12 protein-coding genes are annotated in these 16,440 nt (G+C 55.4%); 8 read left to right on the top strand and 4 right to left on the bottom strand.

All coding sequences use genetic code 11. The features are described from left to right. The first annotated feature begins 393 nt into the window (after positions 1–393). From HVE01_RS10685 to HVE01_RS10670, 4 genes are read left to right on the top strand one after another with little or no spacing between them, the layout of a single operon-like run. Positions 394–1,554, top strand: a complete 1,161-nt coding sequence (locus tag HVE01_RS10685) for an FAD-dependent monooxygenase (RefSeq protein WP_146944053.1) — start codon at positions 394–396, stop codon at positions 1,552–1,554. Then, on the top strand, positions 1,551–2,369 hold the full coding sequence (locus HVE01_RS10680; protein WP_146944051.1) for an alpha/beta fold hydrolase: 819 nt from the start codon (positions 1,551–1,553) through the stop codon (positions 2,367–2,369). Before HVE01_RS10685 ends, HVE01_RS10680 begins: the two co-directional genes overlap by 4 nt. 15 nt (positions 2,370–2,384) lie before the next feature. Next, the gene (locus HVE01_RS10675) at positions 2,385–3,146 is read left to right on the top strand and encodes a maleate cis-trans isomerase family protein (protein WP_146944049.1); all 762 of its coding nucleotides are present in this window, start codon (positions 2,385–2,387) and stop codon (positions 3,144–3,146) included. A 50-nt stretch (positions 3,147–3,196) separates the two neighbouring features. Then, positions 3,197–3,841 (top strand): N-carbamoylsarcosine amidohydrolase, encoded by a 645-nt coding sequence (locus tag HVE01_RS10670; RefSeq protein ID WP_125745255.1) that lies wholly within the window; start codon positions 3,197–3,199, stop codon positions 3,839–3,841. 41 nt (positions 3,842–3,882) lie between these two features. Here the strand turns inward: HVE01_RS10670 and HVE01_RS10665 are convergent, their stop codons facing one another. Further along, on the bottom strand, positions 3,883–4,365 hold the full coding sequence (locus tag HVE01_RS10665) for a MarR family winged helix-turn-helix transcriptional regulator (RefSeq protein WP_125745253.1): 483 nt from the start codon (positions 4,363–4,365) through the stop codon (positions 3,883–3,885). Positions 4,366–4,573: 208 nt separating this feature from the next. Between HVE01_RS10665 and HVE01_RS10660 the strand changes: the two genes are divergently transcribed. Genes HVE01_RS10660 through HVE01_RS10650 form a run of 3 tightly spaced genes read left to right on the top strand, consistent with a single transcriptional unit; the run spans position 4,574 to position 8,401 of the window. After that, positions 4,574–6,844: a xanthine dehydrogenase family protein molybdopterin-binding subunit gene (locus HVE01_RS10660; protein WP_146944047.1), complete on the top strand. Its 2,271-nt coding sequence runs from the start codon at positions 4,574–4,576 to the stop codon at positions 6,842–6,844. Next, a complete protein-coding gene (locus tag HVE01_RS10655) occupies positions 6,844–7,818 on the top strand; it encodes an XdhC family protein (protein ID WP_146944045.1) in 975 nt (324 codons plus the stop codon). The genes HVE01_RS10660 and HVE01_RS10655 overlap by 1 nt, the downstream gene beginning before the upstream one ends. Then, positions 7,808–8,401, top strand: coding sequence for a nucleotidyltransferase family protein (locus tag HVE01_RS10650; RefSeq protein WP_146944043.1), 594 nt, complete (start codon positions 7,808–7,810; stop codon positions 8,399–8,401). Before HVE01_RS10655 ends, HVE01_RS10650 begins: the two co-directional genes overlap by 11 nt. Before the next feature lie 254 nt (positions 8,402–8,655). On the opposite strand, the gene fdhF is transcribed toward HVE01_RS10650, so the two are convergent. From fdhF to fdhA, 3 genes are all read right to left on the bottom strand, one after another. After that, the gene (gene fdhF / locus HVE01_RS10645; RefSeq protein WP_146944041.1) at positions 8,656–11,505 is read right to left on the bottom strand and encodes a formate dehydrogenase subunit alpha; all 2,850 of its coding nucleotides are present in this window, start codon (positions 11,503–11,505) and stop codon (positions 8,656–8,658) included. Between the two features lie 11 nt (positions 11,506–11,516). Beyond that, on the bottom strand, positions 11,517–13,235 hold the full coding sequence (locus tag HVE01_RS10640; RefSeq protein WP_146944039.1) for an NADH-ubiquinone oxidoreductase-F iron-sulfur binding region domain-containing protein: 1,719 nt from the start codon (positions 13,233–13,235) through the stop codon (positions 11,517–11,519). A gap of 178 nt (positions 13,236–13,413) precedes the next feature. Beyond that, a complete protein-coding gene (gene fdhA / locus HVE01_RS10635) occupies positions 13,414–14,607 on the bottom strand; it encodes a formaldehyde dehydrogenase, glutathione-independent (protein WP_146944037.1) in 1,194 nt (397 codons plus the stop codon). A gap of 244 nt (positions 14,608–14,851) precedes the next feature. Between fdhA and HVE01_RS10630 the strand changes: the two genes are divergently transcribed. After that, the gene (locus HVE01_RS10630) at positions 14,852–16,432 is read left to right on the top strand and encodes a BCCT family transporter (RefSeq protein ID WP_125745239.1); all 1,581 of its coding nucleotides are present in this window, start codon (positions 14,852–14,854) and stop codon (positions 16,430–16,432) included. Positions 16,433–16,440 lie beyond the last annotated feature (8 nt).

Here is a 16,440-nt window from a genome sequence, read left to right as displayed (position 1 = left end):
AGCTCCCATTCACATACGGCCAATCGACTTGCACCAACCGAATGCAGAGCGAACACCCATCGAGCATTAAAGGTGCATACACCACAAAAACAAGCCTAATAAACGTATAGCACTCAATGCATGCGCTTTTCAAGTTTTGATAAAAAATCAAAAAAACAGCCATTAACACATTAAATTCATACATTTAAGTAAAAACACCACCCTATTTACGTTGAAAAATAATTTCAAAACTAATTCTTGACCAAAAAATAAATGGTGTATACGTTGTTTTATAGCATTCAAAAACACCTTCCAAGGAAGTCAACCATGTCAGCCCTCTGAGGCGTTGCGTGAAAACAGGTGTTGGGTGAAGAAACGAGTGATAGGCGAATAAAACAGCGAGGAAACCAGAATATGAACAATAAACCCACCATAGCCGTTATTGGCGCGGGTCTTGGCGGCGCCGCTGCAGGCGCGCTACTACAGAAAGCGGGCTACCCCACCAAGGTGTACGAACAGGCACCCGCGTTTGCGCGCCTTGGGGCAGGCATTCACCTTGGCCCCAACGTGATGAAAGTAATGCGCCGCATTGGCATTGAAGAGCAGCTCAATACCATGGGTTCACACCCCGATTACTGGTTCAGTCGCAACGGCATGACCGGCGAGTACCAGTCTCGTATCCCGCTAGGCGAGTTTGCGCGCGAAAACTATGGCGCAGCCTATATCACCGTACACCGTGGCGATCTGCACGAATTGATGGTCAGCACGCTCGACCAGGACAACCTCTACTTCGATAAGCGCCTGGTCGATGTCGACGACAGCGGCGACAAGGTCGTCATGGCCTTCGCTGACGGCACCACGGAAGCGGCCGACTTAGTGATCGGCGCCGACGGGGTCAATTCGCGGCTGCGCGAGAAACTGCTGGGCCCAGAGGCGCCGATCTATAGCGGCTGGGTCGCTCACCGAGCCATCATCTCTGCCGAAAAACTCAAGGCATACGATCTGGATTTCGAAGCCTGCGTGAAGTGGTGGTCAGAAGACCGACACATGATGGTGTACTTCGTGACCGGCGACGAGAAAGAGTATTACTACGTGACCGGTGTGCCGGAGCCCGATTGGAACCACGGCACGTCCTTCGTCGACAGCTCCCGGGAAGAAATGCGCAAAGCATTCGAAGGTTACCACCCCACCGTACAAGCACTGATTGACTGTACCGAAACCGTCACCAAATGGCCCTTGCTGGAGCGCAACCCGCTGCCACTGTGGCATGAAAATCGACTGGTGCTGCTGGGCGATGCCTGCCACCCGATGAAGCCCCATATGGCCCAGGGAGCAGCCATGGCCATCGAGGACGCCGCCATGCTGGTACGCTGCCTGGAAGAAGTAGGCGCCGAGCACTACCAACAGGCCTTCGAGCTTTACCGCACCAACCGTTTTGAACGCGCTTCGCGGGTTCAGCAGGTCTCTCACGACAATACCTGGTTACGTGAAGACGAAGACCCGGCCTGGGTATTCGCCTACGACCCTTTTGAAGTACCGCTGAAGCAACCCACCAGCCAAGGGAGCCCAGCATGAGCAGCACCTATCTCTATGGCGCCAACGTACACGCCAATGGCATTCGTCAGCACTACCTACGCTTTGGTGACAGCGTAGAGACCTCGCGCCAGCCGCTGGTGCTAATCCCCGGCATCACCAGCCCGGCGATCACCTGGAGCTTTGTGGCCGAGCGCTTGGGTCAGCACTTCGACACTTATGTGCTGGATGTCCGAGGGCGCGGTTTGTCGTCCTCCGGGCCTGAGCTTGCCTATGACACCGACACCTGCGCCGACGACGTGATCGCCTTTATCGATGCGCTCGGTCTAAGCAATGTCATTCTGGCGGGCCACTCCATGGGCGCGCGCTTTGCGCTGCGCGCCATGAATCGCGGCGCCAAGGACATCGATAAACTGGTACTTATCGACCCGCCGGTTTCAGGACCAGGGCGCCGAGAGTACCCCAGCAAGTTGCCCTGGTACGTGGACTCGATTCGCGACTGCACCCAGGGCGCAGACATCGAGACCATGCGCCACTACTGCCCCACCTGGAGCGACGAGCAGCTGCGGTTACGCGCCGAGTGGTTACACACTTGCTTTGAGCCCGCCATTGTTCAGGCATTTGAAGAGTTTCACAGCGTCGATATCCACCAGGATTTCCCCGCTATCAAAGTGCCCACGCTGCTGATGTGTGCAGGCAAGGGCGGGGTTATCCAGGATGAAGATCGCGCTGAGATTCTCGACCTGCTGCCGACCATTCGCATCACAACCGCGGCACAGGCGGGCCATATGATTCCTTGGGATGACTTCGACGGTTTTTTCGCCGCGTTTGAAGACTTCCTGGGCACACAACTCTAACCAAGGCCAATAATCATGACCCAGAGCACCAAAACATACCGTATCGGCCAGATCGTCCCCAGTTCCAATATCACCATGGAGACCGAGATACCTGCCATGCTCACTGCACGGCAGTTGATTCGTCCGGAACGCTTTACCTTTCACTCCAGCCGCATGCGCATGAAGAACGTCAGCAAGGAAGAGCTGGCCGCGATGGATGGGGAGTCTGACCGCTGTGCCTTAGAGCTCTCCGATGCAGCGGTAGATGTGATGGGGTATGCCTGCCTGGTAGCCATTATGGCGATGGGGCCCGGCTACCACCGAGCGTCGCAAAAGCGTTTGCGCAGCCGCACCGAAGAGAATGGCTGCGACACACCGGTGGTCACCAGCGCCGGTGCGCTGGTCGATGCCCTGGGTGTGATGAAAGCCAAACGAGTGGTGGTAGTGGCGCCTTACATGAAGCCGCTAACCGAAATGGTGGTCGACTACATCCGCCAGGAAGGCATTGAGGTGCTCGACTACCGGGCGCTTGAGATCCCCAACAACCTGGATGTCGCTCGCCACGATCCCGCCAATCTCCCCGAAATCGTTGCCAGTCTTGATTTAAGTAACGTGGACGTGATCGTCTTATCAGCCTGTGTGCAAATGCCCTCGCTACCGGCCGTCGCCAAGGTTGAAGCCCTGACCGGTAAGCCGGTGGTGACCGCAGCTATCGCGACCACCTACGCCATGCTCAAGGCACTCGACCTAGAACCCATCGTACCGGGCGCGGGCGCTCTCTTGTCGGGAGCTTACTAACGAGATCAGGTGCTGATTAACGATTTAGAGTGCTGATTAAGGAGACAAGCATGTCGCAGCACAATACTGATAATACGGCCTCGGACAACTACAAGGGCGTGTGGGATGGACGCATTGGCTTTGGTAAAAGGCCCGCGCTACTGGTGGTTGATTTTATGCAAGGCTACACCACCCCAGGCTCGCCACTATTTGCCCAGGGCGTGGTGGATGCGGTGGCCAATATGCCACCGCTGCTCAATACCGCGCGGCGTACGGGCACACCCGTTATCCACACCAACATCCTTTATCACGCCCCGGATCAAATCGATGGCGGCATTTGGGTTAAGAAAGCGCCGGTTATGCGAGCCATGGTGGCAGGTAATCCCTACGCTGACTTCTGCCCCGAGGTGACGCCTAACGACGATGAACTGGTAATGACCAAGCAGTATGCCAGCGCGTTCTTTGGTACTTCGCTTGCTTCCACGCTGGTCGCCATGGGCGTCGATACGCTAATCATTACCGGCTGTTCCACCAGCGGCTGCATTCGCGCTACCGCAGTGGATGGCCTACAGCACGGCTTTCGGGTGATGGTAGTACGTGACTGCGTGGGCGACCGCCACCCCGCGCCCCATGAAGCTAACCTGTTTGATATCAATAGCAAATATGGGGATGTGATTGGACTGGACGAAGCACTGGGGTACTTAATGAAACGTTAAGAGTGCCCAAAAACGCAGCTGAAATGGGCACCGCTGGTGTGTCATTCGTCCGCGTTCATTTTTTTCAGCAGATGCATCAAAGCGATCCGCTCTGCCGGGTTGAGATTTTTCATGGTCTGATCACTGATCTGCTTGGCACTGGGCACCATGCCCTCAACCAATGCCGCACCAGACTCAGTGATCACCACCATAACTTTACGCTGATCATTAGGATCGGTGGTAAGCGAGATCCACTCACGTGCTTTAAGGCGTTTAATAACACCACGGATGGTGGCTGGATCAATCGCCGTGACGTTAACGATATCAGTTAACGAACTGGGACCTCGCTCCATCACCGTGCACAGCGTGACAAACTGAATGGCCGTAAGCTGTTTATCGCTGCTGTAACGCTGAAAAATAGCCGTGTGCCGCTGGTAGGCTTTACGCAGTAGATGGCCTACTTGCTCAGAAAAATCATACCCCTGCTCTGAAGGCGTGGGGTGCTCGCCGGAAGACGAGTGTTTGAGCGCACTATCCGTTGTCATTCCATCTCCTTAATCATTAGCGACGACGTGTATCGAGTATGCCACTGGTTAACAAAATGATGCATCAACGTATTAAATACTGCTTGCGCTGGATCAATTCACCATGCTTTTATGGCGTACACGCTATAATTTTACCTTAATTATTGCTCGTTGATCACCTCAAATTCATCTGCATTGATTACTTAAAACGCTAGCGTGGGAGGCAAGCATGGCCGATAAATCAGACTATACAAGAGAGTCACTGCTGTATGGGTCTGATGTTCTGGTGATCTATCGCGACCCAGTTACACCCCCTAAGCCCGCGCCCGGACAGCCAGGTACACACTCAAACTTCACTCCCCATGAGCCTGAGATATTCATTGCCGTGCTGAGCGATAGCCGCATCGTGGCTTTCAACGGCCACGTAGACTTGGGCACAGGGATACGCACGGCGCTCGCTCAAATTGTTGCGGAAGAGCTTTGCGTCGCGTTCGACAGCGTTACCATGGTACTGGGCAACTCTGTTGAAGCTCCCAACCAAGGCCCCACCATTGCCAGTGCGTCGATTCAAATCACTGCCGAACCTCTACGCCGTGCGGCGGCTCAAGCGCGGGAGTATCTATTAGCACTGGCAGCAAAGCACTTTGACACTGAGCGCTCACTACTTAGCTGCCAAAACGGCGCTATTACGCCCAGTGATGATAACCACTCATCCGTGAGCTTTGGAGCGTTGCTGCGGGGCACCCGTCATGCATTAAAGCTTGCCGATGAGGTACCGCTTAAGCCGGTCAGCCACTATACCCTGGTCGGCCAATCGACCTCTCGCGTGGATATACCCGCCAAGGCCACCGGGCAATTGACCTTTATCCACGACCTACGCCTGCCCGATATGCTGCATGGGCGAGTGATTCGCCCGCCTTATGTAGGCCATGATAACGGCGACTTTATTGGTAACAGTTTAATCGCGGTTGATGAAAGCTCTGTGGCACATTTGCCGGGCGTGGTAAGCGTCGTGGTGGTCGGTGACTTTGTTGGTGTGGTGGCCGAGCGTGAAGAGCAGGCTGCTGCCGCAGCCAGACAGCTAAAGGTCCAGTGGCGACCCATCGAAGACTTGCCTCAGTTGGACAACATAGAGCAAGCACTGCTCGACCTACCCAGCAAGCAGCGCATACTCCTCGATGAAGGCGACCTCGACAATGCGCTGGCCGCCGCGCAATATCCGCTCAATCGTCACTATGTGTGGCCTTTCCAGCTACACGGCTCCATTGGCCCTTCGTGCTCCGTTGCCGATGCCAATGAAAGTGGTCTTCACGTATGGTCGGGCACCCAAAATCCACATAGCCTGCGCGCCGATCTCGCCCGCCTTACCGGTTTGGATGAAGGCGTAATCACCATTACCCGCATGGAAACCTCGGGTTGCTATGGTCGCAATTGCGCCGACGACGTTGGCGCGGATGCCGTACTACTCTCTCAGGCGGTTGGCCGCCCCGTCCGTGTGCAACTCACCCGCGAGCAGGAGCACACCTGGGAGCCCAAAGGGGCTGCTCAGTATATGGCGATCCAGGGCGGCTTAAATGCAGATGGCAGCCCGGCAGGCTATCGCTTTAATACGCGCTACCCCTCTAACAGTGCGCCTACCCTGGCACTACTGCTAACCGGTGCTGCCTCACCAATTGATATCCCCTTTGAGATGGGAGATCGAACGTCGGTGCCGCCCTACCGCTACCCTCATCGCCAAATAGTCTGCGACGACGTGCCGACTCTGGTTCGCGCCTCCTGGCTACGTGGTGTCTCAGCATTGCCCAGCACCTTTGCCCATGAAAGCTATATTGATGAGCTTGCCTATTTGGCAAATGAAGATCCGATCACCTACCGGCTGCGCTATTTAGCCGATAATCGCGCTTGCGAACTTGTCGAAGCGTTAGCCGAACGTACGAACTGGAAGCCCTGCGTCGCTAACACCAACCCAAAAAGCGAGGGTGAGTGGCGCTACGGCCGAGGCTTCGCTTACGCCCAGTACGTGCATAGCAAATTTCCCGGCTTTGGCGCCGCGCTCGCCGCCTGGGTAATTGAGCTTAAAGTCAATGTGAAGAGTGGACGGATTGTCGTCGAGAATTTATATGTAGGTCAGGATGCGGGCTTAATGGTCAACCCCGCTGGCGTTCGCCATCAGGTGCATGGCAATGTGATCCAGATGCTCAGCCGCACGTTAAAGGAGCGGGTGACCTTTGAGGATGGTTTACCAACCAGCAAAGAGTGGGGCGGCTACCCTATTCTGCGTTTCTCGGAGCTTCCTCCCATCAACGTCATGCTGCTTGATCGCCCTGAACTGCCCCCACTCGGCGTTGGAGAGTCTGCCTCACTACCCGGCGCTCCTGCGATTGCCAATGCGCTTTTTGATGCCACGGGGGTACGCTTTACCCATCCCCCTTTTACCCCTGACACCATTCGCGACTCACTGAAGGCCACCCATCGACTCCCCATGGAGGCGGCTAGTTAATGCAACACCTTGATCTACAGGTTATCGAACGCGCGCTGAAATGGGCCAACCAGGGGCGAACTATTTGGTTGTGTACGGTGCTAAAAACCTTTGGCTCGGCCCCCCGAGAGCCAGGTGCCATGCTAGTAGCATGTTCGACAGGCGACTATCTGGGCTCACTGTCGGGTGGCTGTGTCGAAGATGAGTTTATCGCAAGGCTTCAAAAGGGAGAGTTTAACGAGCCGGTTCAACGGGTTCGTTATGGCGGTGGCGGTGACGCTGGTTCAGCGAATATTCGTTTACCCTGCGGTGGTAGCCTTGAAGTGCTGGTTGAACGGCTAGCGCCCAACACCGCAAACCTCACTCACTTAGAAGTGGTGCATGCCACGCTACTGGGTCGCCAACCGCTAACCCGCTGTATCAAACTGGATGGCAGCGGCAAACGCTTTAACCCCTCGAAAAACACCGAGCCCACCGTTATTGTTGATACCACTAGCGTCAATATTCGTATAGGCCCTGCGCTACGGCTGATTATCGCGGGGATCTCCTCCGTCTCTGCGCCCTGCGCGCTGTTTGCCCAAACGCTGGGGTTTGAGGTGATTGTCTGTGACCCCAGAGACGAGGCTAGGCGAAATTTTGCGGTCGCGGGAGTGGAAGTACAGGCAGTTCTACCTTCGGTGTTTATTTCATCAGGTGGCTGCCATGCCAATACCGCCATTGTTGCCTTGACCCATGACCCACGTATTGATGATTTGGCCATGATCGAAGCCGTCCGTACGAATGCATTTTACATTGGGGTCATGGGCTCTCATCAGACCTCACAGCAGCGCGCAGCGCGACTGCTGCGTTCTGGCGGCTTAACAAGTGCCCAAGTAGCACGCATTAACATGCCCATTGGGCTTAATTTAGGCAGCAAAACACCGGCTGAAATTGCGTTAGCCGTCATGGCCGATATTCATCGTATTTATCGTGGAAAAACACGTCATGAGCTGTAGTGATATCATCGTGATTGTCATGGCAGCCGGCCAGTCTCGTCGTTTTGGTAGCGATAAAAGAATTGCTCAATTAAGCAATGGAAAGACACTACTGACCTCCACGTTGTTAACCATTCAGCAACACTTTCCAAACATTACCGTTGTGCTTAAAGAAGGTGATAAGGCTCAATCACTCGATCTTTCTCCAATCACCCCAACGTTGGTTAGCCAGCGCAGTCATTTAGGGCTTGGATACAGCATTAGCGATGCTTTCAAATATCTATGTTCAGACGAAAAATTTAATCATTACCGATCCGCGGCGGTTTGGCTTGCCGATCTCCCTTGGGTGACTCAAAAAACGTGTAAGTTATTAGCAGACATGTCTAGCGCAGAAAATATCGTTCAACCAACACACCTACAGGTTCCTGGCCACCCGGTTATTTTTGGTAGACAATTTTGGAAACATATCGCTGATTTACGTCATCCCAGCGGCGCATCCGCTATTCTCCAGCGGTATAGTGATCATATTGTAAAAATCTCACTCAATGATCCTGGCGTATGCTATGACATTGATACTCCAGACAGTTTATCTCCACCCTTCTGACATACTAACTATGACGATATTATAAAAAGAGACCGTCAACTAAGACGGCATCCCTTTCCACTATTGAAGCTGATCTAACCGTCATAACAATGGCTTTTCACACCATATTTAAGCGCTCGTAGACCTTTACTGGCTCTAAAATTTCGAGGCAAACAACGCTACAACCTGGCCCAACCGATCATTTCGAGTCGCTGGTTGATAGACGCCCTTTATTGAGCGTCTGATCAATCGCTACTGCCTTCAGTAAAAGCTGACTAGCTAACTCGCTTTATATGGGTTTCCGGGCGGCTCAACCGGCAAGCAGCGTACTTGAACTCTGGAATCTTTCCATACGGATCCAGCGCCGGATTGGTAAGTAGATTCGCCGCCGCTTCCTCGTAGCAGAAAGGCACGAAAACCATCCCCTCAGGCATGCCCGGATCCGTCCTGACCTTGAGGGTGATGGCCCCTCGCCGGGTGGTGATCGTAAGGTCATCGCCTGGCGTCAATCCCAGCCGGATAAGCTCAGCGGGCGCCAAGCTCGCCACGGCTTCCGGCTCCAGGTCATCGAGCACTTTGGCACGGCGGGTCATTGATCCGGTATGCCAGTGTTCTAACTGGCGGCCAGTGGTCAGCACCGTCGGATAGTCGTTATCGACTGGCTCATCCGGTGGCAGCGGGCGCGTAGGCGCAAACTTCGCCCGACCACTGACGGTTGGGAAGGCCTCGCTGAAGACTACGTCTTGTCCCGGTACATCCTCCGCTGGACAAGGGTAGGTTACCGACTGCTCGCGCTCCAAACGCTCCCAGGAAATGTGGTCGAGAGAGGCCATACCTTGTTTCATCTCGGCGAAAACATCCTGCGGATGCTGATAGTTCCAGTTCAAGCCGAAGCGCTTGGCCATCTCCTGGATAATCCACCAGTCCGGCTTGGTCTGGCCCGGCAGCGGCAAGGCCGCACGCCCCATCTGTACTTGTCGATTGGTGTTGGTGACGGTGCCATCTTTCTCAGGCCAGGCAGAGGCCGGCAAGATAACATCGGCGAACTGGGCGGTCTCAGTGACAAAAAGATCCTGTACCACTAGGTGTTCCAGCTTGGCCAACGCCGCCCGTGCATGGGCCAGATCCGGGTCGGACATCGCCGGGTTTTCCCCCAGAATATACATACCGCGAATGATGCCCGCAGCGATAGCGTCCATAATTTCCACCACGGTGAGCCCCGGCGCGGGATCCAGCTTGGTATTCCACAGCTCTTCGAAAGCACTGCGTACCTGGGTATCGCTGACCGGCTGGTAGTCCGGCATTACCATGGGAATCAGGCCAGCATCAGATGCCCCTTGAACGTTGTTTTGTCCACGCAGGGGATGCAGACCAGTTCCAGGGCGACCGGTCTGGCCGCAAGCCAGCGCCAGCGAGATCAAACAGCGGGCGTTGTCGGTCCCATGAGTATGCTGGGAAATACCCATACCCCAGAAAATCATTGCCCGCTCGGCATTCGCATACAGCCTGGCCACTTCGCGAATGGTCTCTGGTTCAACACCGCACAGGCCGCTCATCGCTTCGGGGGTCATATCCACTGTATGCGTTTTCAGTGCTTCAAAGCCTTCGGTATGCTCGGCGATATAGGCCGTGTCATAAAGTTCTTCGCTGATAATCACATTGAGCATGGCGTTAAACAGCGCCACATCAGCACCCAATGAAAAGCGAACGCTGAGATAAGCGTAGGCATCCAACGCCTGACCACGGGGGTCGAGTATCACTATTTTGGTACCGCGCTTGGCAGCCTGTTTAAAGAAGGTGGCCGCCACCGGGTGATTTACCGCGGGATTACAGCCGGTAAGAATTACTACATCGGCTTGACTGGCCTGCATAAAAGAAGCCGTCACTGAACCTGAGCCAATACACTCCATTAGCGCTGCCACCGAGCTGGCGTGACACAAGCGGGTACAGTGATCCACATGGTTGGAGCCAAAGCCGGTACGCACCAGCTTCTGGAATAGCCACGCTTCTTCGTTGGAGCACTTGGCACTGCCAAACCCCGCCAAGGCATCAGGGCCGTGATTCAGTTTAAGGTTCACAAGCCCGCTGGCAGCCACCTCAAGGGCTTCGTCCCAGCTCGCCTCGCGGAAGTGCGTTAGTGGCTTGGCGGGGTCGAAGTCTGGATCGATTCCCTTTGCGACACCCTCGCGACGAATCAGCGGGGTAACAAGCCGAGATGGATGGCGTGGATAGTCATAGCCGAAGCGACCTTTAACACAGAGTCGGTTCTCGTTTGAAGGACCGTCGCGACCCTCCACATAGAGGATCCTATCGTCCTTGATATGGTAGGTCAGCTGACAGCCAACGCCGCAGTAGGGACACACTGAGTCAACCTTACGCTCAGCCACAGCAGAGTCTCCGTGCCCTTGCTCATCCACCAGGGTGGCTGGCATTAAAGCTCCCGTGGGGCAGGCTTGAACACACTCGCCACAAGCAACACAGGTGCTGTCTCCCATGGGGTCGTCGAAATCAAATACGATCTTGGCTGCCGCACCTCGATGCGCCAGACCGATAACATCGTTGACCTGCACTTCACGACAGGCGCGCACACATAGATTGCACTCAATGCAGGCATCTAGATTAACGCGCATGGCTGAGTGGCTGCTGTCTTGCTCCAGGCGACCTGCCCTAGGCGTCACATGATGCACGGTAGCCGTCTTACGCTCTTCGCGCTTGGGCAATTTGCGGCGCACCGCGGTGGCATCAATGGCCAGCTGATCAGCCATGGCCCAGAAATGGCTTGAGCGGTCGGGGCTCTCTTCGCGCTCGGGCTGGTCGACCAGCAGCATTTCCATAACCATCTTGCGGGCCATGTGCGCGCGTTCGGAATTGGTACTATTAACCACCATGCCGGGCGCCGCTTCGCGCAGACAGCTTGCGGCCAAGGTGCGCTCGCCCTCGATTTCCACCATACAAGCACGGCAGTTGCCGTCGGCGCGATAGCCGCTGGCATCCTTGAAACACAGATGCGGAATGGTCTCGCCTGCACGCTTGGCGACTTGCCAGAGGGTTTCACCGGGGTAAGCGCTGACATCAACGCCGTCCAGGGTCAGGGTAAAGCGCTTGTGTGAACTCTGCTCGCTCATGCTGATCTCCTTTATCCCTTAATGATGACGCTCTGGGCAGCAAGCTCGCTACGAAAGTCTTTGAGCAGCCCCAGTACTGGGTTGGGTGCCGCTTGGCCAAGCCCGCAAATAGACGCATCTATCATCACTTGGGAGAGTTGCGTCAGAAGCCCTGCGTCCCATTCGTTACGCTCAAGCAGCGTCAGCATTTTCTCTGTTCCCACTCGGCACGGCGTGCATTGGCCACAGGACTCATCGGCAAAAAAAGCCAGCAAGTTGGTCGCAACACGGCGTAAATCATCCTGATCAGAAAGCACGATTACTGCGGCCGAGCCGATAAAACAGCCGTGCTCCTGGAGGGTATCGAAGTCGAGAGGAATATTAGCTTTAGTGGCGGGCAGAATTCCGCCAGAGGCGCCACCAGGCAGATAAGCCGCCAAACGGTGACCTTCCGCCATGCCGCCACAGTACTCGTCAATTAATTCGCTTAGCGTGATGCCAGCAGGCGCCAGATAAACGCCAGGATGCTTAACTCGCCCCGACACCGAGAAACTGCGCAGCCCCACGCGGCCATGGCGCCCTTGACTGGAGAAAGACTCAGCGCCGCGCTGCCAGATCATCGGAATCCAGTAGACGGTCTCGACGTTATTGACCAGCGTTGGGCGGTCAAAGAGCCCTTTCTGAGCCACAAACGGAGGACGATGACGGGGCTTGCCAGGCTTGCCTTCCAGGGACTCAATCATCGCCGACTCTTCGCCGCAGATGTAGGCACCCGCTCCGCGGCGCAGCACGATATATCCCGGCGTCACTAGACCAGCGGCCTCAAGCTCGCCAATCGCCTCGCGCAGCACGGCATGTAACGCTGGATACTCATCACGTAGGTAGATATACAGCGCCTCGGCGTCGACCGCCCAAGCACTGACCAAGGCTCCTTCAAGAAACTGGTGCGGCGAACGCTCCAGATAATAACGATCTTTAAAGGTGCCGGGTTCGCCCTCGTCGGCATTAATGGCACAGTAGCGGGGACCAACCTCCTGACGCACAAAGTGCCATTTCTTAAAAGTAGGAAAACCCGCGCCCCCTAAACCGCGCAGGTTGGCCTGCTGCATCGCTTCCATCAGTGCTTCGACCGTTACTTCCCCGTTGCGGCAGGCCTGGAGCAGTGCAAAACCACCCTTGCTGCGATAGCTATCAAGTCGTTGCCAATCGATAGGTTCGGGGTGAGTGTCGTCGCCATCGATAGCTGCCTGAACTTGAGCCGCGTCGGCTCGACCCAAGTGGCGATGGCCGACCTCCACAACGGGCGCAGTGTCGCAGCGCCCCATGCATGGCGCACGCAACACCCGCACCTGCTCGATATCGACATTTGCCTCCAACTGCGCTTTAAGCGCCTCAGCGCCAGCTAACTGGCAAGCCAGAGAGTCGCAAACGCGGATGGTCAATGCCGGGGGCACTTCCTGGTCATCATGGATAACATCGAAGTGGGCATAAAAGGTCGCTGTCTCATAGACCGCTGCCATAGGCAGGTTCATATACGTTGCCAGGGCACGCAGATCTGCCAGCAGTAAATGCCCTCGGGTATCCTGAAGAGCATGCAGGTGTTCGATCAATAAATCGCGTCGGCGCAATGCGGCGTCGTTGCGTTCATCGCCCAGCAGGTCACGCAATCCCTCAAGACAGACGGGATCGAGTTCACGGCCGCGGGGCTTGCCGCGAAAGCGGCGCTTGGGGGGCACGGTCTGGACGGTCATGGGGCACTCATTATTATTTTGATTGGCGTGATGCCGAATAAACGAAGACGGCACCCCGCGGGGTGCCGTCTAGGGTCTTGCTATCTATCCTGGACCATCTATACCAAACTATCTATATCGAATTATCTATTTCTGACTATCTATCTGTCTCCTCGGCGAGTGGGCTGGTACTTCCGGCTTATGCAGGCACGCTGCCGTGGGGGTCAATGACAAATTTCTTGGCGGCTCCGCCATCAAAGTCGGCATATCCTTGGGGCGCCTGATCCAGGGTGATCATCTGTACATTGACCGCATCGGCGATCTTAACTTTACCGAATAGAATCGCCTGCATCAGCGGGCGGTGGTACTTCATTACCGGGCACTGTCCGGTATGAAAACTGTGGGATTTGGCCCAGCCGAGGCCAAAGCGCATGCTCAAAGCACCTTGCTTGGCGGCATCGTCAGCAGCACCGGGGTCTTCGGTCACATACAGACCAGGAATACCGATTTGGCCGCCCGCGCGAGTTAGCGACATCGCCGAGTTCAGCACGGTCGCAGGTGCTTCTTTACCATGGTTGCAGCCGCAGGCGTGGGCCTCGAAACCAACACAGTCGACAAAGGCATCGACTTCACGCTCACCGAGAATCACCTCAATCTTGTCGGCCATGTCGCCGTCTTGAGTCAGGTCAATGGTCTCACAGCCAAAGCTACGCGCCTGGGCTAAACGGTCTTCGACCATATCGCCAACAATCACACAAGCCGCGCCAAGCAGTTGAGCAGAAACTGCCGCTGCCAGGCCCACAGGGCCAGCACCAGCAATATAAACCGTACTGCCAGGGCCAACTCCAGCCGTAACGCAACCGTGGAAGCCAGTGGGGAAGATATCGGAAAGTAGCGTTAAATCCTTGATCTTCTCCATCGCTTGATCGGCATCCGGGAACTTCAGCAGATTAAAGTCGGCGTAGGGCACCATGACATATTCGGTCTGGCCACCCACCCAGCCGCCCATATCGACATAGCCATAAGCAGCCCCTGGACGAGAGGGATTCACGTTCAAGCAGATGCCGGTACGGCCTTCTTTACAGTTACGGCAGCGACCGCAGGCAATATTGAACGGCACAGAGACGAGATCGCCGGGCCGGATAAACTCGACGTCGCGACCACACTCGACCACCAAACCCGTAATTTCGTGACCCAGCACCAAACCGGATGGCGCAGTGGTGCGGCCGCGCACCATATGCTGGTCGCTACCACAGATATTGGTGGTGACGACTTTAAGAATCACGCCGTGATCGCACTTGCGATTACCGATGGCGAGCTCAGGGTAGGCAATAGATTCGACGGCGACTTCACCCGGCCCTTTATAGACCACTCCGCGGTTGGCTGCATTCATGGCTAGCTCCTGTTGTTCATTGTTATGCGCTTGATGGTGGATTGCGCTTTCCCACCCTATCCCCTCCGTGCCTAAGGACTTACCCCACAAAGGCACTCACATATCTATTCAAGACATGCCAGCCAAGATGAATAGATGAAGGTCGTTTTCACGACACTCCTTCTCCAAAACAGACCCAACAATTCCTAGCGTCGGCGATCGTGACGCATATCCGACACCTAACAAGAACCACCAAGGAAAGCCAATGAAGAACAATGACGACCCGGTTCTGTCGCCCGGACAGGACAACACTCAGATAATGGGGTTAGATTTTCATAACCCCGTCTTCCCACTCTCTGCTCTCGCCATTCTGCTATTCATTCTTTACGCACTGGTTTACCCAGATGCCGCTAATACGCACCTAGGGCTTGCCAAGAACTGGTCAATTGAACACTTTGACTGGCTGTTTATGATTGCAGGCAATACCTTTGTGGTGTTCTGCCTTGTACTGATCTGCTTGCCGCTCGGGCGAATTCGTTTGGGCGGCAGTGATGCCAAGCCGGAGTACTCGCGTACCTCCTGGTTCGCCATGCTATTTGCGGCGGGTATGGGTATCGGCCTAATGTTCTGGAGCGTTGCTGAGCCCGTGGCCTATTACACCGACTGGTATGGTACGCCCCTCAACGCCCCCGCAGGCACACCGGAAGGCGCCAGCGCCGCCATGGGGGCGACCATGTTTCATTGGGGGCTACACCCCTGGGCAATCTACGCAGTCGTCGCACTCTCGCTGGCGTTCTTTGCCTACAATAAGGGCTTGCCACTCACGCTTCGCTCCGCCTTTTATCCACTGCTAGGTGAGCGTACCCGCGGCTGGGCAGGTCATATCATCGATATTCTTGCCGTACTCGCCACCATTTTCGGCCTAGCTACCTCGCTTGGCTTTGGTGCTACCCAAGCAGCCGGTGGACTCGCCTACCTGTTCGGTATTCCCAATACCATCGGTACTCAGTTGGCGATTATCCTAGTGGTCACGGTGATTGCACTATTCTCGGTATGGCGGGGTATCGACGGTGGGGTAAAGCTATTCTCAAACATTAATATGATCATCGCGGCGATACTGCTGCTATTCGTTGTGATAGCAGGTCCGACGCTGATGATATTGGCAGGGATTGGCACCACAACATTAGACTATATAAGCCACCTTTTGCCGCTGTCGAACTGGATTGGCCGCGACGATGACACTTGGTATCACGGCTGGACCATCTTTTACTGGGCGTGGTGGATCTCCTGGTCTCCGTTTGTCGGCATGTTTATCGCTCGCGTATCACGTGGACGCACCGTTCGGGAGTTTCTCATTGCCGTACTGCTGGTACCAACGCTGGTCACGCTGGTTTGGATGAGTGCCTTCGGCGGTACAGCGCTTTTTCAGGCGACTCACGGCATAGGCGAACTGGCCAACGGCATTGGCGATGTCTCGCTTGCCATGTTCCATATGCTGGAACAGTTGCCTCTCACCAGCATAACGTCAACACTAGCCATTGTTCTGGTGCTGGTTTTCTTCATCACTTCATCAGACTCCGGCTCGTTGGTAATCGATAACATCACGGCCGGTGGCAAAACCGATGCACCTAAGGGCCAGCGTGTTTTCTGGGCAGCACTTGAAGGTGTGATTGCTGGCGTCCTGCTCTACGGCGGCGGTAGCACCGCGCTCAGTGCGCTTCAGGCCGGCGCAGTAGCCACCGGGCTGCCCTTCACACTGGTACTATTAATGATGTGCGTCAGCCTTTACTTAGGCCTCAATAAGGAGTGGCGACAACTTAACGCGACACCCAAAACCGCCAACTAACCTCCCTG

The organism is Vreelandella venusta, assembly GCF_007989605.1.
Taxonomy (GTDB): Bacteria; Pseudomonadota; Gammaproteobacteria; order Pseudomonadales; family Halomonadaceae; genus Vreelandella; species Vreelandella venusta.
The sequence above is the reverse complement of the archived record's forward strand: the minus strand, read 5'-3'. Positions and strand labels throughout refer to the sequence as shown.